General features: G+C 50.2%; 16 protein-coding genes. 1 reads left to right on the top strand and 15 read right to left on the bottom strand.

The features are described 5' to 3' along the window. Positions 1–3: 3 nt before the first annotated feature. From ST42_RS12825 to ST42_RS12810, 4 genes are all read right to left on the bottom strand, one after another. Positions 4–2,364 (bottom strand): DEAD/DEAH box helicase, encoded by a 2,361-nt coding sequence (locus ST42_RS12825; RefSeq protein WP_044073781.1) that lies wholly within the window; start codon positions 2,362–2,364, stop codon positions 4–6. Then, the gene (locus tag ST42_RS12820) at positions 2,361–4,214 is read right to left on the bottom strand and encodes a site-specific DNA-methyltransferase (protein ID WP_052488348.1); all 1,854 of its coding nucleotides are present in this window, start codon (positions 4,212–4,214) and stop codon (positions 2,361–2,363) included. The genes ST42_RS12825 and ST42_RS12820 overlap by 4 nt, the downstream gene beginning before the upstream one ends. Positions 4,215–4,360: 146 nt before the next feature. Beyond that, positions 4,361–4,723, bottom strand: coding sequence for a DUF1016 N-terminal domain-containing protein (locus ST42_RS12815; protein ID WP_231557046.1), 363 nt, complete (start codon positions 4,721–4,723; stop codon positions 4,361–4,363). 1 nt (position 4,724) lies between these two features. After that, complete coding sequence (locus tag ST42_RS12810) at positions 4,725–4,940, bottom strand: helix-turn-helix domain-containing protein (RefSeq protein ID WP_044073819.1); 216 nt, start codon at positions 4,938–4,940, stop codon at positions 4,725–4,727. 136 nt (positions 4,941–5,076) lie between these two features. Between ST42_RS12810 and ST42_RS13940 the strand changes: the two genes are divergently transcribed. Continuing rightward, entirely contained in the window at positions 5,077–5,235 is a 159-nt protein-coding gene (locus ST42_RS13940; RefSeq protein WP_156139376.1) for a hypothetical protein, read from the top strand. Positions 5,236–6,008: 773 nt separating this feature from the next. Here ST42_RS13940 and ST42_RS12805 read toward each other — a convergent pair. The 11 genes from ST42_RS12805 to xseB form a co-directional block, all read right to left on the bottom strand. Beyond that, positions 6,009–7,253 (bottom strand): ABC transporter permease, encoded by a 1,245-nt coding sequence (locus ST42_RS12805; protein WP_082028664.1) that lies wholly within the window; start codon positions 7,251–7,253, stop codon positions 6,009–6,011. A gap of 56 nt (positions 7,254–7,309) precedes the next feature. Beyond that, positions 7,310–8,488 (bottom strand): ABC transporter permease, encoded by a 1,179-nt coding sequence (locus ST42_RS12800; protein ID WP_044073817.1) that lies wholly within the window; start codon positions 8,486–8,488, stop codon positions 7,310–7,312. 122 nt (positions 8,489–8,610) lie between these two features. Next, the gene (locus tag ST42_RS12795; RefSeq protein WP_044073777.1) at positions 8,611–9,594 is read right to left on the bottom strand and encodes an HlyD family secretion protein; all 984 of its coding nucleotides are present in this window, start codon (positions 9,592–9,594) and stop codon (positions 8,611–8,613) included. Between the two features lie 625 nt (positions 9,595–10,219). Further along, positions 10,220–11,710, bottom strand: coding sequence for a TolC family protein (locus tag ST42_RS12790; RefSeq protein ID WP_231557045.1), 1,491 nt, complete (start codon positions 11,708–11,710; stop codon positions 10,220–10,222). A 109-nt stretch (positions 11,711–11,819) separates the two neighbouring features. Continuing rightward, positions 11,820–12,698, bottom strand: coding sequence for a hypothetical protein (locus ST42_RS12785; protein ID WP_022317662.1), 879 nt, complete (start codon positions 12,696–12,698; stop codon positions 11,820–11,822). Between the two features lie 190 nt (positions 12,699–12,888). After that, positions 12,889–14,448 (bottom strand): ATP-binding protein, encoded by a 1,560-nt coding sequence (locus ST42_RS12780; RefSeq protein ID WP_044073815.1) that lies wholly within the window; start codon positions 14,446–14,448, stop codon positions 12,889–12,891. Positions 14,449–14,586: 138 nt separating this feature from the next. Then, a complete protein-coding gene (locus tag ST42_RS12775) occupies positions 14,587–15,711 on the bottom strand; it encodes an Mrp/NBP35 family ATP-binding protein (protein ID WP_044073775.1) in 1,125 nt (374 codons plus the stop codon). 207 nt (positions 15,712–15,918) lie between these two features. Beyond that, complete coding sequence (gene trmB, locus ST42_RS12770; RefSeq protein ID WP_044065608.1) at positions 15,919–16,689, bottom strand: tRNA (guanosine(46)-N7)-methyltransferase TrmB; 771 nt, start codon at positions 16,687–16,689, stop codon at positions 15,919–15,921. A gap of 267 nt (positions 16,690–16,956) precedes the next feature. Then, a complete protein-coding gene (locus tag ST42_RS14620) occupies positions 16,957–17,178 on the bottom strand; it encodes a DUF6722 family protein (protein ID WP_044065607.1) in 222 nt (73 codons plus the stop codon). A gap of 43 nt (positions 17,179–17,221) precedes the next feature. Further along, complete coding sequence (locus tag ST42_RS12765; RefSeq protein ID WP_022316288.1) at positions 17,222–18,244, bottom strand: branched-chain amino acid aminotransferase; 1,023 nt, start codon at positions 18,242–18,244, stop codon at positions 17,222–17,224. A gap of 284 nt (positions 18,245–18,528) precedes the next feature. After that, complete coding sequence (xseB, locus tag ST42_RS12760; RefSeq protein WP_022316289.1) at positions 18,529–18,720, bottom strand: exodeoxyribonuclease VII small subunit; 192 nt, start codon at positions 18,718–18,720, stop codon at positions 18,529–18,531. Between the last annotated feature and the right edge of the window lie 374 nt (positions 18,721–19,094).

The following is a 19,094-nucleotide window of genomic DNA, read 5'->3' as shown; positions in this document are numbered from 1 at the left end:
CTGTTATTCTTTATAGTCGGAAGGATAGAAGCAGTCCCAATTTATAATGTCGGTAGTGTTTTCTATCTTCAGTGGTGAGTATTTCCAGTTGCTGCCGTCAGCAATGATTACACCTCCCTTGAGGTGCTTGCCTTGGTTTTCCTCGCTTGCCATATAGTCAATCAGGGCATTGTGTTTTGCCGGAGCGTCCCCATCGCTGCCAACACTCTTTGTGTCGAAGAGGAATATCTGTCCGTTCTTCATACGGATAACGAAGTCAACATAGAACAACGCCTTCGCTCCTGTTCCATCCACATAACTTACGGCATAATGTTGCTTTCCGCTGTCACCATTCTTATACCACCAGTCAATATACTCAGTGTTGGCTTCAAGGTAAGCCTCGAACATACGTTCAGGAGACGAAGCGTTGCGCAGCTGCACGAAGGGCATAAGCGCATGGTTCTTCACATCGTCTACAACGACGTTGTTATCCTCTTTGTATAGACGGTCGGCAGGCACTTCCCATTCATATTTCACAAACGATTTCTCCGACTTCTCTCTCTGTCGTTGTGTAAGAATGGTGAGATAACGATTAAGCGCACGTGAGATGATTTCTTCAAAGCGGGGGCGGTTCTTGTGATAGAGTATCACCTTCACAGCATCCGTTTCAAACAAGCCGAACAGTTGTTCCATTGCCTCCTTCAGAGCCATGCCAAGCGTAGGAATGCTCACTTTTTCAAATTTTGATCTGATGAGTCGGGCACAGAACACATTGAAGGTAGCGCTAAGCTCCTGCATGGTACGTATGTACTTAGCCTTGTTTGCAGCGAGAGTCTGTCCTACTTCTCCTGTAATGTTCAAGTCCTCGATAATATCCACGCCGATACTCCGCACTTTAAACTCTATCTTATTCATCACCGCCCGTCTGTTCTTTGACTGTTGGTTTTCGTGTGTCGATTCGTCTTCATCGGTAGTGGACGGTGTTCCACACAATTCTTCCTCTGTGAAGAGCAATAGCTGTTGGTTCTTAATCTGCAACTGTTCCTCAAACACCTTAATGAGCAACGGCAGGAAGTCGCTGCCAAGACGCTTGCGGCCTATGGCAGGACGGTCGCAGTATTCCGACTGCAACGAAACGTTGCATAGGTTAGCCCTTCTCACCGTATGGATTGTAGATAGGTAATCCATGTCTTCAGGCTCTATCTTTACCAGGTTTTGGCTGATGTTGGTATATACATAGCCCTTGTTCAGCCTGTCGTCCTGATAGAACTTCTGTTCAGGCATACGCAGAATGCGACCAACGGTCTGAGCGCCGAAAGTGAAGCTTTCTATCTTGCGGAAGATAAGCAACACAGCAGCACGAGGACAGTCCCAACCGAGCGCGATGGCTTGTTTGAAAAGCAGGGCTTCTGTCATATTGTCGTTTTGCTCCAGTCCGTCCACATTCACCTTTTCACCACTCAGCCATACCGCAAGGCGATTGTTGGCAGTGTTCATGCCGTGTATTGTGTCGAGATACAGGGTCACTTCGTCCTTGATGCTTGTGTCCTCGGTGCTCATAGATTCAGAGCCGTCGTTAGGCAGCTGGATAAGCAACAACGGATTTATGTTGACTCCCAGTCGCTTATAGGCTTCCGCAAGTTCATTGCGCTTCTTAAGAGCCAAACTTACAAGATGCTGCGTGAGCGACATTTCGGGAGTCGAGAAGTCAAGTGCAGGATTGATCACCACGCCTTCCTTGATCATCTGCTCTTCGATAACATGCTGGCGATGCACCGTCACCTTCTCATCAGGGTGAGCCGTTATAGGGGTGGCAGAAATGCGTATCTCCAGTTTCGGCATGATATTCTGCAACACCTTTTCCGACTTCTTCGCATTCCTTCCTGCAAACATGTGCTCCTCGTCGATGATGACGATGAGCGGTATTTCTTGTTCTATCTGGGTGCGACGGGTAAGGTCGTAGAGCGATGCACTCTGTTCCGTGTCGCGGATCATAAGCGCATTGTCCTTGTAGATGCTCTCCCAGTTGACAAACAGGATTTCGCCTGGATGTATATATCCGTTGGCAGAATGATCCATATCGTCATAGACAACGGGATGCAGCTCGCGTGTTTCGGTGAAGAAGGTCTTCATCTTGAAATAGCTCTGCTCGTGCAGCTTGTTAGGGGCTATCCACATAAATGCCACTTCGGAGCATGGCGCGTCAGCACGCTCAGTCAGTTCGGTGCAGAGGCGCATAAGCATCTCTGACGCCATGATGGTCTTGCCGGCACCAGTAGGTGCTTCAAAAACAAGGGTGTGTCGCTGTCCGGCAAGCGACAGTAAGTTGATAGTTTTATCAACCAATTCTTGAACTGCCTTCTGCTGATATTTCAGTACTTTCATGCTTCGCCTCCTTCCTCATTCATGTTGTCGTTTTCTCCAAAGTCGAGTGTCTGTTGTGCGTTTGCTTCGGCTTCTGCCTGTGCTTTCATCTCCTGCAACGCTTCGTCAAGGAATTTTGGCTTACGCTTGGGCAGCACTCGCTTGTATGCCTCATAAATGGCAGATGGCAGGGCGCATAACTTTACACGCTCGGCTACATCTTCGAAATCGTCGGTGTATGGGTCGGCGCCTGGCGAGAACACGTAGACCATAGTTTTGATGCCGTCATCCTCGGTTTGCGCCATGAGCTGCACCAATAGCTGTATGGCACGCTCCTCGTAAATGACAAGCATACGGTTTCCTTGTCCGTTATCAAAATAGCGGGCAATGTTAGGATTGATTTTCTTTCCGCAGAATTCTGCCTCTGTATAAACATCGTTCTTGATGCAAAGCATATCAGTAGCAAGACGAACAAGCTGGCGCATATTCTTTACGCTCTTGTCACGAGAGAGGAAGTTGGTGCGGTAGTAGCGAAGGTTGTTGTCGTGCAAGCCTTCCACTTCTTCACCCTTGGGTGTAGTGTAGCCTTGGATTACTCGCTTGTTGCGCTCGTAGGTAACTTCCTCACAGATGTTGTTCTCGTTGTTGGTAACAAGGATACATTGGCGATGTCCTCCGTCCTCAGCATTGAGTTGCATGGTGGCGTGGAGAGTGGTACCGGAGCCTGCAAAGAAGTCGAGGATGGTGAGTTTTTTATCAGGTGTAAAATTAATTAAATATTTTATAAGCGAGACAGGTTTGGGATAATCAAAAACCTGACCTCCAAATATATCAAGAAGCATTCTTCCTGCATTTTCAGTTGTATCTACACCTACATTAACATCTATAAAATTAGGTGGAACTTCAGGAGAATAGTTTGATCTCTTGTACGACAAAACACCTTTTGCAGATAATTCTATCTTAATACCCTCTTGAATATTTTTATTCAATGTTTCCTGTATCCAAATAAAACGATTTCTAAATCTAACCTCATTTGCATTTTTCCCATTTTCAATTACCAAATCGTTCAATAACTCGTTTGGAAATTTTGTAGTTCCATATGTACCAGATTTAATTAATCCAGATTGCTTAGTACATGATATAGAGTATGGAGGGAAAGCAAGGACCTTATATGTGTTTTGTGGTTTAGTAAAAGGATCATTACTCTTGCTAATTTTTTTAGCACCTTGAAATGTTATGTCATTTGTTGGAGATTTCCAACAAAGTATATATTCTACCGTTCTTTTTATTTTTTTAGATAAAGCAGGAGGTGTTGCAGACTTAAACCAATTCCACTGGCCGACAAAATTCTTTTCTGAAAAAATTTCATCTCCTAATATTCTAAGTTGGGCAATTTCGTTTTCATCAATAGAGATAAAAATTACCCCCTCCGAAGAAAGTAAAGACTTCGCAATCTGAAGTCTTTTATTCATAAAAGACAGCCACTTAGAATGACGATAGCCGTCTTCACGGTCTACAAAAGAATCGTTGTAGACAAAATCCTTATTGCCTGTATTATAAGGCGGATCGATATATATCACGTCAATCTTGCCATCGTGAGTATAAGCGAGAGCGGTGAGCGCTTCGAGGTTGTCACCCTCGATAAGGATATGGTTGGGCGCATCGGGAGACTCGCTCACGATGGCACGTTCTGGCACCTCCGTGAGAACCGGCAGTTCGTCCACAAGACGTGTTTCTATTTCTTCCGGCTTGTCCTCCCACACCAAGCCATACTTCTTCTGAGAACGAAGAAGCTCAACAAGCGAAGCCTTCTCTTCGTTTGTCAATCCTTCGAGCTGCGTTATTTTTTTCGCAAGTTCATATTTATTCATGTTCAGCGTTCTGTTTCGTTAGAATTTAAATTTATTTAATTATCAGTATCACTTTCATTAATGAGCAACTTTCGCATCTCGTCCATATCAGGCAAAGCATTTCTTAGTTCCTCACGATTGATTTCGCTCGCCATTGGCGAGCATTTTTAAAGAGAGAAGCATTTTATATCTATAGTGTCTTGACTTATAGATAGTTGCAATTTGGCAGCCGATGGCTGCAAAATTAAATATTGTGTCCAATACTCATAGAAAGTTCGCATATTATGAATACTTCTTGCCGAAAATCCACGTAAACCAGGAAGCTCACGGCGCAATTGTTCGCTTATGCTCTCAATAATGGACGTCCCCCATTTTTCTTGACGTGAGCGGTTTGATACGTAAGCACCAATACCAAAGTTAAGTGATAATTCTTCACCCGTAACCATTTTTGCAGCCCTGTATTGACTATGCAAAATTGCTTCTTTAATGACGCTTACCGCCTGTTTATATTGTTGTATAGAAGATTCCATATTATATATTCTCATTGAATTTTGTGTCGTAAAGCAGAGTCTTAATATCCACCTTAAGTATTTTTGCAATTTGGTCAAGGGTTTGCAAATCAGGCTGCGCGGTATTTGTGCACCATTTGCTCACCGTGCAAGTTGACTTATTAAGCTGTTCAGCTAACCATTTTCCCGATTTGCCTTGCTCAACAAGAACCACTTTAATTCTATTTAGATTTACCATAGTTTCTAATTTATTAAATATAAAAGCAAATTTATCAAAAAAAGAGTAAAACAACGAAAGGCAATATTGATTTTATTAAATTTTAAGATAAGAGGATTTTGTTAGAGTCAGATAGATTTAGTTATATAAAAAACCGATGGCACCATTTACTCTTGGTATCATCGGTTTTATAAGTGATAAATACACCTGTCAGATTCATTCAATAGGATATCCTTCTTCCTTTATAATCTCTTTGAGGACACTAACCTTTGCAGTAGAAGCAAAGGAAGATATTGGTGTGATGAAAAAGGGCTGATATTGGGCACGGGAGGAGAAGGAAATGTGCCCAGGTGGGGCAACGTGCTTGCCCATGTTGGGTAACGTGCTTGCCCCACTTGGGCAACGTGCTTGCCCAAAAACGGGACAAAAAACGGTGTAGAGAGGAGGGGGTGCGTCACCACCTCGCAAACATATCGAGCGATAAACCGCAAGTATAATGACAGAAAATGAGAACAAGTCTGATGGAATCAGCCCCACCCTCGGTCTCGAACCCATCCTAACATTCCACGTAGGATAACCCATCCTGACCTTCCCAAAGGGCAACCCATCCTAACCTTCCCAAAGGGAAGGAATAGGTTACTCTGGCTAAATGCCATCAGCCCCCACCTAGCCTCAAACCTATCCTAACCTTCCCCAAGGGAAGGAACAAGTTACTCCGCCAATTGTCATCAGCCCCCACCTAGCCTCAAACCCATCCTAGCCTTCCCCAAGGGAAGGAACAAGTTACTCCGCCAATTGTCATCAGCCCCCACCTAGCCTCCCCCGTAGGGGAGGGACAGATACCATTGGTTACATGATTATCGTTTGTAGTTATCTGATTATCAATCGTTTATCAATAGTAGTAGTAACTGTCCCTCCCCTTCGGGGGAGGTTAGGTGGGGGCTGATGTTCATTGGCAGAATTGATTTGCTGAAGTCTTTGACAAAGCAGAGTAACCTGTTCCTTCCCTTTGGGAAGGTCAGGATGGGTTATCCCTTTGGGAAGGTTAGGATGGGTTGCCCTTTGGGAAGGTCAGGATGGGTTTAAAGGTCAGGATTGGTTATCCTCAGAGGAAGAGACGGCTTGTAAGCGGAGGCGGAGGAGACGGTGGTGGATGGCATGGCGTGCCTTGGCGATATTGAAGCGGTAGACTTCGTGGGCAAGGACGAAATATACGATTGTCTGGATCCAGAGGGCACGGTATTCGGTGGAGACGTCGGTGAGGGTGGCTCCCATGGAATTCATCCTCACGAAGCCACGGATGCCGAAGGTGGACGGGAAGAGCCACGACACCCCCTGCCAGAAAGCCGGGATGTTGCTCTGCGGCCACGATACTCCCGACATGAAAAGGAGCATGACGGAGGAGAAGACCACAAGGAGCATCACGTTCTCACGATAGCGCATCATTGCCGAGAGCGTCATGCTGAAGAATATGCACGAGAGCAGATATGGCAAGGAGAAGAGAGCCAGCTGGCTCAGCGTGACAAGACTGATGAAATTGAAGAAATACGGTACGGCACACAAGAGGTATGCCGCCATCACAACGTATATCATCAGGTATGCCATCGCCTTGCCCCACACGATGCGCATCACGCCACGGTAGCGACGGTGGATAGGCACGAGAAATCCGTAGTTGTTCTTCTCCCTCGCCGTTCCTGCCGCCATTCCCACACCCAGGAGCAGCGTCTGCTGGATGATGAGCATGAGCACTCCGGGGATGATGAAGTTGCCATATCCCGCCGTGTTGTTGAATATCGGCACCTCCTGGAAGTCGAGCGGCCGGGTGGTGATCTCGTTCTCGCGGTCGGTGTAGTTGCCCGAGAGCTTCACCTGAATCCTGGAGTTCAGTTCGCCCTGAATAGCCACGCAGGTCTGGAAAATCGCCTTGTAGGCAAGCATGATGCTCATGTCGCAGTATACCCCCACGTGGGTCTGCTCCATGCGGTTGAGCCTGGTCTGGAAGTCCTCAGGAAAGTATACCACTCCGTAGGCATCGCCACGGCCAATGCGCTGGCGCGCCTCGTCGAGACTGTTGCAGCGCAGAGCCACGCGGGTGTCGGGCGAGGCGTCTATCATACGGGTGAATTCGCGGCTGGTGTGGCTATGCGAAAGGTCGACTATCGCCACGGGCACCTCACGCGCCACCTCATTGTTGTATATCCACGAATACAGGAGCGGATATGCCAACGGCACCACGACGAGGAAGATGAGCACGCCCTGGTCGCGGAACACATTCTTGAGTTCCTGCAGGCAGATATAGCAAGTGTCGCGCAGTATGTTGAAAAACTTGTTCATTGTTGTCATTCATTTGGCGTTATCGGAAATCATACATCCACAGAATCCGGGACGCACTATTCCATATACTTATATTCCCTCATCGCCTTGCGTATGTTGCCAGCCACCAGCATCGGCAGCAGCGAGAAGGCAATCATCGCCACGAGGTTGACCCATGCGTAAGAGAGGGGGAAATCATTGAATACGCTCGTCTGATAGATGCGGAAATAATGCCGCAGCGGGAACATCTGTGCTATGCCTTCGATGGCAGGATCCATGGCGAAGACGGGGAACGCCGTACCGACGAGCGAGAAGCTGAGCACAGCCCACAAGGAACAGGTGCTCATCGACATTCGGAGCGACGGCATGAGTCCGAACATGAATGCCCCGAATCCCTGGGATGCCGTGACGGCGAGGAGTCCGAGCAGGAGGATGTGGAATGTTCCGCCACTGTGTGGGAATCCGAGGATGCCGTAGACATACAGAGAATAGAGATAGAAGACGCTGAGGAATATCAGCGTCTGCGGCAGCAGCTTGCCGAGCAGCAGCGTCCATTTGTCGTCCCCTGCCACAAGGAGGAGCTTCCGGGCACGGTTGAACTTCAGTTCCGTGCCGAGCGAATAAGGCGTGAGCAGGAAGATGAAGAGCATGAGGCATCCCGGCACGAGCATCGTGGTGAGATAGAAGTTATAGTTGGTCCACGGGTTCTTCACGGCGTGTAGGTCAACGGCGATGGGCTGCAAGAACGCCATTATCTGCTTCTGTGTGTATCCCCTGGCCTGCATCGTGGCAGAGCCGACACCAGCCGAACCGAGCGTCGCTATGGTCTTGAGGTCTTTGTAGAGCAGTGCGCCTGCCGTGAGCGAGGTGTATGAATAATAGAAGGAAATCTTGGGCTGACGTGAGGCGAGCAGCTTGTCGGTGGTTCCCTTGGGGAAATACATGAATCCGTAGATTTCGTTGCGCTGCATCGCCAGTCGCGCCTCGTCCACACTGTTGTAGTATGCCACCACATCGGTGTTCTGGAAGGCGTCGAGCTTACGGGTGAGCTGGCGTGTGGTGACGGTGTTGTCGAGGTCTACTATTCCCACCGGCATCTTGTTGGGCTGTCCCTGGTCCATGAGCGTGGTGAAGAACACCATGACGAACATGGGCAGCAGGAACATGCATATCAGATACACCGGCGTGGTGAATATGATATGCAGCTCACGCAGGAAAACGGCAATGAACCCCGTGCGTCCGGCAGGGGTCTGCATGCCCTCGCCCTGTTCTGCGGTCAGCGGATCAGTATGCTTTGTCTGAGTCATTTTATATCGGGTTGTGGTTTCTCCCCCACCGCTGCCGAAGAGACATGGAGAGGGAGATGTGTGGGGGGCAATTACTTTATCACGAGCGTCATTCCCGGACGCAGACCATCGGTCTTGCCCACTGGGCGCGCCTTCACCTCGAAAGTCTTGAGGTCGTATTGTCCGTTAGACTTCGTGGCCTTCCACACGGCGTAGCTGCCCTGGTCTTTGAGGTAGTACACCTTCATCTTGATGTCTTTCTTGAAGGCTGGCGAATAGGCGGTGAATTCAGAACCCACCTTCATGCCCGAGAGCTGGTCTTCGCGCACGTTGAAGGTTCCCCACATGTCGCTCATCACCGATATGCTCATGATAGGCGAACCGGTTCCGACGAGTTCTCCCACGTTGGGATAGATGTCGCTGACCTCACCCTCCACCTGTGCTATCTGCACCGTTTCGTGGATGTATGAGTTCACCTCCTGCACTGCACCACGGGCACGGCTCACCTGTGCGGCGGCGGCAGCGCGCTCCTCTTTGCGTGCACCCTCCTTGGCCATGTCATACTGGCTCTTGGCAGCCTTCTCCTGCGCCTCGTAAGCCTTGTATGCGGCGAAAGCCTCATCGCGCTTCTGTGCGCTCATCACTCCCTCGCCGAAGAGGCGCTGCACACGGTCGTAGGTCTTCTTGGCGATGTCGAGACCCGCCTTTGCCTGCTGCCAGAGTTCGTAGGCACCCTGTATCTGCTGCTGGCGCGCGCCGTTGTCTGCCATGTCTTTCATTGCCGATGCCGCATCTTCGGCTCCGAGTGCCTGTGCCTTCTTAGCCTCCACTTCGGGAGCGTCGAGGATGGCGAGGGTGTCGCCCACATGTACGTAGTCGCCCTCTTTCACTCTGAGTTCGAGAATTCTGCCGGGCACCTTGCTCGATACCCTGTATTCTGCCACTTCCACTTCACCCTGAATGATGTCGGGCTGGCTGCCGAGGGTGAAATAGCCTATCAGCCCTGCCAATACGACAACCGCCGTGAATCCAGCGGTTGCCAATGCTATACTTTTCTTTTGTGCTTTATTTTCCATTGTTGTTATTTATGTTGCAAAAATTCAGCTCACTATCGGTTTTCCTTAAACCCAAAACGGTCATTAGGCCGTTCAATGTATTATTTTAATACTGCTTGCAGTCTTTTGATTTTTATAAGGCGTCTTTTGCTTGTTTTTAATTCGCAATAGCTTGCTATTACTCATTAAAAGCCAAACAAAATCCATCCTTCTAAAAAACAAAATCCAAGCAAGCCCTAACGACCGATTCGGGTTAAAAGAAGCTTCTCCTAACCTCCACTAAAGGGACGGGACAAGTTTCTCTGCCAATCAATTCAGCCCCCTCTCGTTCTCAAACCCATCCTAACCTTCCCCAAGGGAAGGGACAAGTTACTCTGTATCTTGATTACAGCAAATCAACAACAGCCCCCACCTAGCCTCCCCCGTAGGGGAGGGACAGATACCATCGGCTATCAGACTATTGTCTGTAGATACCTTATTATCAGTTACTTATCCGCAAACGGAGTAACCAGCATCTCCCCTACGGGGGAGAACGAGAGGGGGCTGATGACAATTAGCTGTAGTAACCAGTCCCTTCCCTTGGGGAAGGTTAGGATGGGTTTGAGGCAAGGATGGGTTTGAGGCCAGGATGGGTTTGAGGTTAGTCCTACATCTGTCCGATAGCTTTCTTGAGGTTCACCTGGGCAATCTTTATCTCCACCTCGGAGTCTATTTTCTGCGACTGCGCCTGCATCCATGCGGTCTGCGCCTCCATCACATCAGTGGTCTGGAGCACACCCTCCTTGAATCCCACGTTGGCACAGCGAAGGTTCTCCTCCGCCTTGTCCACGTTTTTCGTCGCCATAGCATATTTCTTACGTGCCTCCTTGAGCTTGAAGCTGCACTGGCTCACCTGGAGGTCCACCTTCTCTTGCGTCTCGGCGAGTTCGAGTTCGGCAATCGTAGTGGCAGCCTTGGCGGCGCGCACCTTGTAAGTGCCGTCCATCCAGTGCCATACGGGGATGCGTACCACCACGCCCACGTTCCAGACGCCGGCGAACTTCCTTGTGAATCCGTCGTACACGTTAGGGTTTGTCATGAGGTATCCTCCCGAGAGGAGCACCTGCGGCAGATAGGAAGCCCTGGCGAGTTTCGTTGCCTGGCGGCTGATGTCCACGGTATTGGAGAGCAGTTCCAGTTCGGGGCGATACCAGTATGCCACGGTGTCGGCACCGTTTACCGAATCCTCTTCGATGGCGATAGCCGAAGCCGCCTCGTCAGCAAGCGTGATGTCAGACTCCACAGGCATTCCGCAGGTCTGGCAGAGGAGCATCTTGGCAAGGGAGAGACCGTCTTCCACCTGCGTCACCGCCATCTCCGCCTCGTTCACCTTCACGCTGACCTTGAGTCCGTCAGCCTTGGTTGCCACTCCCGCCGTGATCATCTTCTGCACATCGTCGTCGAGTTTCTGCACGAGCTGCAGGAAGCTGTTGGCGAGGTTGAGTTTATGGCGGAGCGACACCACGGTCCAGTAAGTCTGGTCGATGTTCTGCAGCGTGTTCTGGCGTGCCAGTTCCTCGTTTACGGCAGCCATCTTCTCGTTGATGTCGGCGATATTGTTTGCCGCCGTGATGGCTCCACCCATATATATCGGCTGCGTCACCATTGCCGAAGCCATATACATGGCGCGGTTGTTGGTGCGGAAGCCGTCCACCACATCCTGTCCCAGATGGTTCAGCGTTCCCTGCAGTTTGGGGTCGCTGATGCCGAGCAGTCCGCCGAGCGAGGTGCCGATGTTCTTGAGTGTGGACTTCTGGGTGTTGTTGAGGATGGAAATCTCACGGCTTGAGAATATCGCACCACCCATCACATCGAGGCTCGGCAGATATTTCGTGCGTGCCGACTTTCTCATCTGTGCCGCCATCTCTCGCTGCACGCGTTTAGATGCGAGCGTCTTGTTGTAGCCCAACGCCATGTCGCGGCAGGTCTGCAGAGAGAGCGGTCCGCCGGCCATCACCCTGCGTGCTGCCTGCACCTGGGGCGACGCCACACGCGCCTCACACTCTATTGTGTGTTGTGTTTCGTGATGGTCCGTCTCCTGAGCCACAGCAGTTGCGGTGAGGAGGGAGAGGACTATCGTTGCTTTTAATCTGTTCATTATGATATAATTATCGCAAGTTGACAAGTTGACAAGTTGACGAGTTGACGAGGAAATTAGCAGTGCGGACTCCTTGTTTACTCGTATCTTGTGTCTACTTGTCTACTCATTATTTGAATGTGAAGTTGCGCTGTCCGATGAGGTTGCCGTCGGCGAATACGCTCACACTGTATGTGCCGGGGTTGAGAGTCTCGCTCACGTTCCAGTACATAGTCACCGGAGTCTCGTTGCCGGTATATTCGATGGTCTTCGCCATGGTGTATTGCAGCGAACGGTTTTCATACTTGAACGATCCGCTGGCTCCCATCACTCCACCAGCCGGTGTGGTGATTCTGACATAGAGCTGGCGCTTGCCGTTCTGGGCTGTAACGTTTCGTGTTATGGTGAATCCCACGGTGATGAGCTTGGCGTCCTTGATTTTCTTCACGTTCTTCTTGGCTCCGTTTTTCTTCTTGGCTCCCATGGTGATGCCGGTGGCGTCGAGCTGTGCGGCGATTGCCACCTTCTCAGAGAGTGATGCCTTGTCGGAGTTGAGACCTTCGATCTGTCGGGTTGCCTCCTCATACTGTCCCTTCACACGGGTGTTCTCAGCTGTGAGGTTCTGATTGAGACGATTGAGGGAGTCGATCTCGAGCACGTAGCTGCGGATTACGGCACGGCATGTGGCAAGCTCTTTCTTGAGGCGTGCTATCTCGCGAGCGTCACTGCTCTTCACGTTTTTGAGTTCCTGCAGCAGGGCTTCGGTGCGCTCCTGTTCGCGGGTGAGCTGTGCCACGATGGAATCGTTGTTGATGCGTGTCTTCATCTCCGAATACTGGTCGGCAAACTGCTGGTATTCGTTCTCCATCTCTTTCTTGTCCATCTCGGCGAGCTCCTGCATAGCCTTGTTAGCCTGTTTCTCTTTCTGCAGACTCATCGTGAGATAAGCTATTCCGCCGAGGAGCAGCACTCCCACTACTACCAATGGTATCAATACTTTCTTGTTCATATTGCTGATGTTTAAATTGCTACTAAATAAAAGCCTGTCTTTCCATTTTGCAAATTTACTTTCTTTTTAGCAACGACTGAAAAAAATTACGTTACTTAATATTTAACTAACATAAAATTATAGGGTTTTAAGGAAAAATAGAACAACATGGAAGCCTGGCTATCCGACAATCGGTAAAAAGAACAACAGGTCAGGCTATCCGCCAGTCGGTGATATTGCCGACGGAAGAGTCGAAATTGATGCCCACCTTAGTAATCAGTTTGCCAGAAAGGGCAAAGCGCTCGGCATAGTTCTTCAGGTCTATCTGCTTCATGGCAGCATCGGCATCCTTGTTGAGTTTCAGTTCTATCAGGTAAAGGCGGTCGGCAGTCAGCATCACGATATCCACCCTGCCCTTTGGCGTGTGCACCTCCACATCCACCACATAATGAGTGAGCAGCGTGAAGATGATGAAAAGCATCTGCTGATAATGCCCCTCATGATTTGTCACGTTGCAGTATGGCACCGTGGCGAGGAATGTCTGCAGCAGCCTCAAGGCACCGTCGATGTCGTTCTGACGGATGAGCACCGACATCCGGGCTATCGCCACATCACCCTGCTCGGCATACGAGCCGTCGAGATAGTTGGGCAGCAGACTCTCGAAGAGCCCCACCTTCACCTCCTTGTTAGGCAGGTCGAGGGTGTATAGCTGGCTTATCTTGTCGTAGCCCTTGATGGTGATATAGCCGCTCTGATAGAGCAGCGGCGTGATGGTCTTCATGGTTTCCGTCGGCGAGTCGAAAGCCGACGACTTGGCACACATCCGCTGCAGGCTCGCCGGCTGCACATTGAATCTCTGCAACATATTGACGAGATATGTGGGTGTGCCCGATGCGAACCAGTAGGAATCGAAGTCTTTGTTGGCGAGGCTGCTGAGCAGGCTGAAGGGATTGAACACTCCCGGCGAATGCGCCGAGAAATGGTAGCCGTCGTAATTCTCCTTCAGCTTTGCCACCACCTGCCGCGGCGTCAGCTCGTTGGCCTGAGCCAGACCGTCGATGCCGTCCTGCATGTCGTCCAACAGTTCCGTTTCCGTTATGCCGCAAATGCCGGCATAGTCATCCTTCATGGAGATGTTGCTGATATTGTTCAGTTCGCTGAAGATGCTGAGCTGCGAGAATTTCGTGATGCCGGTGAGGAAGACGAAGCGCAGATATGGGTCGCAGTCTTTGAGCGGACTGTAGAAATTGCGCATGATGTCGCGCATCGCCACGAGTTGTGACTCTTCATGCGCCACATCGAGGAGCGGGGCGTCGTATTCGTCGATAAGCACCACCACCTGTCGCCCGGTCTTCTCATAAACAGCCATGATGAGGTTTGTCAGCCTGAGATTGGGCGCCGCGGAATGGAATTCCACTCCGAAGCGTTCCTCATTCACCTTCAGTATATATAGCAGATACTCCTGCAGTCCCTCCACATCCATGTGTTTGGCCCCTGCCATGCTGAGAAGGACAACGGGATATTCCGTCCATTCCTTTTCCAGCTTCTCTATCGCCAGTCCTCTGAAGAGGTCTCGCCTTCCCTCGAAATAGCTCTGCATGGTGGATACGAGAAGCGACTTGCCGAAGCGTCGCGGACGGCTGAGGAAATAATACGTTCCGGCAGCATGTGCCATGTTGTATATATACTCCGTCTTGTCTATATACAACATATCGTTCTCTCTGATTTTGCTGAACGTCTGTATTCCTATGGGATATCTTCTTTGGGTCATGATCTCGTATCCTCCCTGCTTGATTATAGAACGGTCATCAGACCGCATATCGGGTTTTCATTACTGTCTGCACAGTATTTCAGTTCTCATTCCACTTCCCCTCCCTTCTGCCCCGAGGCATACCGGGTGGGGAAGCCGTCACTCCTTCACGGGCACGATCTTGGTCTTGGGCTGCTCGCGGTTGCGGCGGTTTACCATTGTCACCACTGCCTGTGCGAGATTGAGGAACGCCTGTCCGGTGATGCTCTCCGGATGGCAAGCCGCCGGCATTCCCTTGTCGCCGTCCTCACAGATGCTCTGCACGAGAGGAATCTGTGCGAGCAGCGGGATATTGAGCTCTTCAGCCAATTTCTTGCAGCCCTCCTTGCCGAAGATGTAGTATTTGTTTTCTGGCAGTTCGGCAGGAGTAAACCATGCCATGTTCTCCACCATTCCGAGGATGGGCACGTTCACCTTGTCGTTGCGATACATGTCGATACCCTTGCGGGCGTCGGCGAGGGCAACGCTCTGCGGAGTGCTCACAATCACGGCTCCCGTGATGGCGAGGGTCTGGAGCAGAGTGAGATGGATGTCGCTGGTGCCCGGCGGCGTGTCGAGGACGAAATAGTCGAGGTCGCCCCAGTTGGCGTCGGCGATGAGCTGCTTCAGGGCATTGGATGCCATACCGCCTCGCCACAGCGTTGCGGTGTCGGGATTCACGAAGAATCCGATGCTCAGGAGCTTCACTCCATATTTCTCTATCGGCTGGATGAGTTGGCGGCCGTCCACCGGCACGGCATACGGACGCTCGTCCTCAACATCAAACATCTTTGGCATCGACGGACCGAAGATGTCGGTGTCGAGCAGTCCCACCTTGTAGCCCAGACGGGCGAGCGAGATGGCGAGGTTTGCCGACACGGTGCTCTTGCCCACTCCGCCCTTTCCGGAGCTTACGGCGATGACGTTTTTCACCTCCGGGAGCAGCTTGCCCACTTCAGGGCGCGGCTTGGACTTATATTCCAGTTTGATGTCGATGGTCATCTCCTTGCCGGAGTCGTCGCCTTCGTGCTGGCTCACAGCATAACGGATGGCAGCCTCGGCAGCCTTGACTGTGGATTTCAGGAACGGGTCGGTGTCGCGGGGGAAGATGAGCGTGAACGACACGCTGCTGCCGGCGATACGCACGTCGTCGGCGAGCATCTCGCTCTCGATGAGATTCTTCTTGGTGCCTGGATACGTCACGGTCTGCAACGCATCGGTAATGAGTTTAGGATATAATGTCATTTCTGTCTTGAATTTATTTTCATTGAAGATAACCGCATAGCAGACTGACCGCGCCGCTGACACGCCCCACACTAAACGGGGATGCCACGCCGGGAATGCCGCGAAACGGCAGGCGCCGCAGACTGTCGCCATACGAAAAAGCGCCAACCTCACAGACGTCACTGCAAAGTTAGCGTTTTTTTATTTATCCTGCAAAATATAGATGGGTCACTTTGCCGAATCCTTTCCGCTACGCTTCGTGCGCTTGTAGCTGCGGTATTCGTCGAGCGGGATTTCCACGTCAGACTCTTCGAGAGTGCCGGCGGCCGGCAGACGGAATTTGAGGTATTTGATGTTCAGTCCGCGGTCTATCCACTGGTTTTCATAATATGTGTGGATGGAGAGGATAGAACGGGTGTCGTCGTCGAGCGACTGGTCGTGGTAGAGGTCTTCGGTCTGCATCAATACCGGCAGTGCGTTTTTCTCCACCATGAGTCTGGTGTATGTGAAAAGGAAGTTGGAGTCTGTCTTCAGATGCACGAGTCCTCCGTCTACGAGGAAGCGGCGGTATCTCTCCATGAAGTATGTGCTGGAGAGACGCTTGCGCGGATTCTTCATCTGCGGGTCGCTGAAGGTGAGCCATATCTCCTGCACCTCGCCCGGGGCGAAGAAGCGGTCGATTATCTCGATGTTGGTGCGCAGGAAAGCGGCATTTTGGAGTCCTTCCTCCAGAGCCTGCTTTGCTCCGGTGTGCATGCGCGCTCCCTTGATGTCGACTCCGATGAAATTTACGTCGGGGAACATGCGTGCCAGTCCCACGGTGTATTCTCCCTTGCCACAGCCCAGCTCCAGGACAATGGGGTTCTGGTTGTGGAAATATTCCTCGCGCCATTTGCCCTTCATCTCAAAGGGCACGTTTTCGATTACTGAATATGGATACTGGAAGACATTCTTGAATGTCTCCATCTCTGCGAATTTCTGTAGTTTTCCTTTACTCATTTATGATGTTGTACGTGGTTCAGTGTTCAACGCTTTGTCCGCGTTTGGTCCTTTTCTTCTTTTTTTATTGTGACGAGGGCCACTATTATTGCGAAAACGACCATCAGACCTACTGTCAATAGTTTTATCATAATCTTTTCCGTTAACCCAAAACTATCATTAGGACGTTTAGTTTGGTTTTTAATTACTGCTTGTTGTCTTTTGATTTTTATAAGGCGTCTTTTGCTTGTTTTTAATTCGCAATAGCTCGCTATTACTCATTAAAAGTCAAACTAAATCCACTCTTCTAAAAAACAAAATCCAAGCAAGCCCTAATGAAAGATTTGGGTTTAACAACAAAGCCCCTACTAATAAACACAAGGCAAAAATACAAAAAGCGAGAATTGTGTAGTATATATTGTTCATCTCTCCGAAGAAAGAAGATAACAACAATGCAGTCAAAATATATTTCGCCACATCCAAGAACCATCTACCAAATTCCTGCCTCATGTATTTTTGCCTTGAGAGTATATCGAATTATCTATACTTTATCTTAGTCGATAATCACCTTAGTCCATCCGTGTGTGTCAGGCTCGATACCATACTGGATGTTGCGCAGATGTGTGTAGAGCTTGTGTGAGATAGGACCTGGCTTGCCATCCTTGCTGAATGTGTAGCGCTTGCCGGTGTCGAGGTCGTCGATATAAGAGATAGGGCTGATAACGGCTGCTGTTCCGCATGCTCCTGCCTCCTCGAAGGTCTCCAGCTCCTCTTCCGGGATAGGGCGACGCTCTACCTTCAGACCGAAGTCCTCAGCGAGCTGCATGAGGCTCTTGTTGGTGATTGAAGGGAGGATAGATGTTGACTTAGGAGTAACGTAGGTGTTGTTCTTGATACCGAAGAAGTTGGCAGCACCACACTCGTCCATGTATTTCTTCTCCTTGGCGTCGAGATAGAACTCACAAGCGTAGCCCTTCTCGTGTGCCAGATGGTTGGCCTGCATAGAAGCTGCATAGTTTCCACCCACCTTGTACTTACCGGTGCCGAGAGGAGCTGAACGGTCGTACTCGCGTACGATGACGTATGGGTTGGTAGAGAAACCGCCCTTGAAGTATGGACCTACCGGTGTGACGAAGATGATGAACACATACTCTGTTGCAGGGTGAACACCTACCTGGGCGCTTGTTCCGATGAGCAGCGGACGGATATAGAGCGATGCTCCGCTCTCGTATGTTGGGATGTACTCCTGGTTGAGGCGTACCACCTTTGCCACCATCTCCTCGAAGAGCTCTGTAGACACCTCAGGCATCATGATGCCACGGCATGTAGACTGCAGACGGGCTGCGTTCTCGTCCATGCGGAACACGCGCACCTTACCGTCCGGGCAGCGGAATGCCTTGAGTCCCTCGAATGCCTCCTGTCCGTAGTGCAGACAGGTAGCTGCCATATGCAGATTAACGTATTCACTGGAGCAGACTTCAATCTCGCCCCATTTGCCGTCGCGATAGTAGCAACGCACGTTATAGTCTGTCTTTCTGTAACCAAAGCCTAAATTAGACCAATCCAAATCTTTCATATTGTAATCGTTTTAAAGTTAATCTGCCGCAAATTTAGTAAGAATATTCATTCTCTGCAATAAAAATCGAGGGAATTTCTTTTTTTCTGCAAAATCACCCTCGCCAAAGGGCACAGAATTGCCGTTTTGCATCAATATCGGGCATCAGGGCCGGCTGATTGTGGAATGCAACGGGACGGGTACTGTAGGCAGATAAAAGTCAAGGCAGATGGAAGCGAATCTGATATACTGACTGCAACGGGTACAGGGGGCTGTCGGCTGAACATACGGAGCGGTGCCCACTGTCATTCGTCGAGCAGTTTCTTTATCTCGGCGTCGGTCTTCTGGAGCTTCGCCTTGCATTTCTCTATCAGTTGCTTGGCGGTCTTGAGCTGGTCGCAGAGGGAGTCGATGTCGAGTTCTCCGCTTTCCATCTTGCGAACTATTGTTTCGAGCTGGGTGACAGCTTCTTCGTAGTTGAATTTCTTCTCTGACATGATGTTTTTTTATTTATAAATGACTATTATTTTTGTTGGGATGATGGCATGAAGGCGGTTCATATATATCATGACAAATTACTCTGCCTATGATTTCTGCCAATCACATCAGCCCCCTCTCATTCTCAAACCCATCCTAACCTTCCCCAAGGGCAACCCATCCTAACCTTCCCAAAGGGAAGGAACAGGTAACTCTGCAACTGATTTCAGCCAATGACATCAGCCCCCACCTAGCCTCCCCCGTAGGGGAGGGACAGATGCCATTGGCTTTTGATTATTGTCTGTAGCTACTAGATTGTCAGTGGTTTATCATTAACAATGGTAACCAGCTTCTCCCCTACGGGGGAGAACGAGAGGGGGCTAATGTGATTGAC

Source organism: Prevotella pectinovora (assembly GCF_000834015.1).
Taxonomy (GTDB): Bacteria; Bacteroidota; Bacteroidia; order Bacteroidales; family Bacteroidaceae; genus Prevotella; species Prevotella pectinovora.
The sequence above is the reverse complement of the archived record's forward strand: the minus strand, read 5'-3'. Positions and strand labels throughout refer to the sequence as shown.

What these genes read in the sequence shown, in the direction of transcription:
- ST42_RS12825 (WP_044073781.1), bottom strand. Translation starts at nt 2,364, where the DNA reads ATGAAAGTACTGAAATATCAGCAGAAGGCAGTTCAAGAATTGGTTGAT.
- ST42_RS12820 (WP_052488348.1), bottom strand. Translation starts at nt 4,214, where the DNA reads ATGAATAAATATGAACTTGCGAAAAAAATAACGCAGCTCGAAGGATTG.
- ST42_RS12815 (WP_231557046.1), bottom strand. Translation starts at nt 4,723, where the DNA reads ATGGAATCTTCTATACAACAATATAAACAGGCGGTAAGCGTCATTAAA.
- ST42_RS12810 (WP_044073819.1), bottom strand. Translation starts at nt 4,940, where the DNA reads ATGGTAAATCTAAATAGAATTAAAGTGGTTCTTGTTGAGCAAGGCAAA.
- ST42_RS13940 (WP_156139376.1), top strand. Translation starts at nt 5,077, where the DNA reads ATGGCACCATTTACTCTTGGTATCATCGGTTTTATAAGTGATAAATAC.
- ST42_RS12805 (WP_082028664.1), bottom strand. Translation starts at nt 7,253, where the DNA reads ATGAACAAGTTTTTCAACATACTGCGCGACACTTGCTATATCTGCCTG.
- ST42_RS12800 (WP_044073817.1), bottom strand. Translation starts at nt 8,488, where the DNA reads ATGCAGACCCCTGCCGGACGCACGGGGTTCATTGCCGTTTTCCTGCGT.
- ST42_RS12795 (WP_044073777.1), bottom strand. Translation starts at nt 9,594, where the DNA reads ATGGAAAATAAAGCACAAAAGAAAAGTATAGCATTGGCAACCGCTGGA.
- ST42_RS12790 (WP_231557045.1), bottom strand. Translation starts at nt 11,710, where the DNA reads ATGAACAGATTAAAAGCAACGATAGTCCTCTCCCTCCTCACCGCAACT.
- ST42_RS12785 (WP_022317662.1), bottom strand. Translation starts at nt 12,698, where the DNA reads ATGAACAAGAAAGTATTGATACCATTGGTAGTAGTGGGAGTGCTGCTC.
- ST42_RS12780 (WP_044073815.1), bottom strand. Translation starts at nt 14,448, where the DNA reads ATGACCCAAAGAAGATATCCCATAGGAATACAGACGTTCAGCAAAATC.
- ST42_RS12775 (WP_044073775.1), bottom strand. Translation starts at nt 15,711, where the DNA reads ATGACATTATATCCTAAACTCATTACCGATGCGTTGCAGACCGTGACG.
- trmB (WP_044065608.1), bottom strand. Translation starts at nt 16,689, where the DNA reads ATGAGTAAAGGAAAACTACAGAAATTCGCAGAGATGGAGACATTCAAG.
- ST42_RS14620 (WP_044065607.1), bottom strand. Translation starts at nt 17,178, where the DNA reads ATGAGGCAGGAATTTGGTAGATGGTTCTTGGATGTGGCGAAATATATT.
- ST42_RS12765 (WP_022316288.1), bottom strand. Translation starts at nt 18,244, where the DNA reads ATGAAAGATTTGGATTGGTCTAATTTAGGCTTTGGTTACAGAAAGACA.
- xseB (WP_022316289.1), bottom strand. Translation starts at nt 18,720, where the DNA reads ATGTCAGAGAAGAAATTCAACTACGAAGAAGCTGTCACCCAGCTCGAA.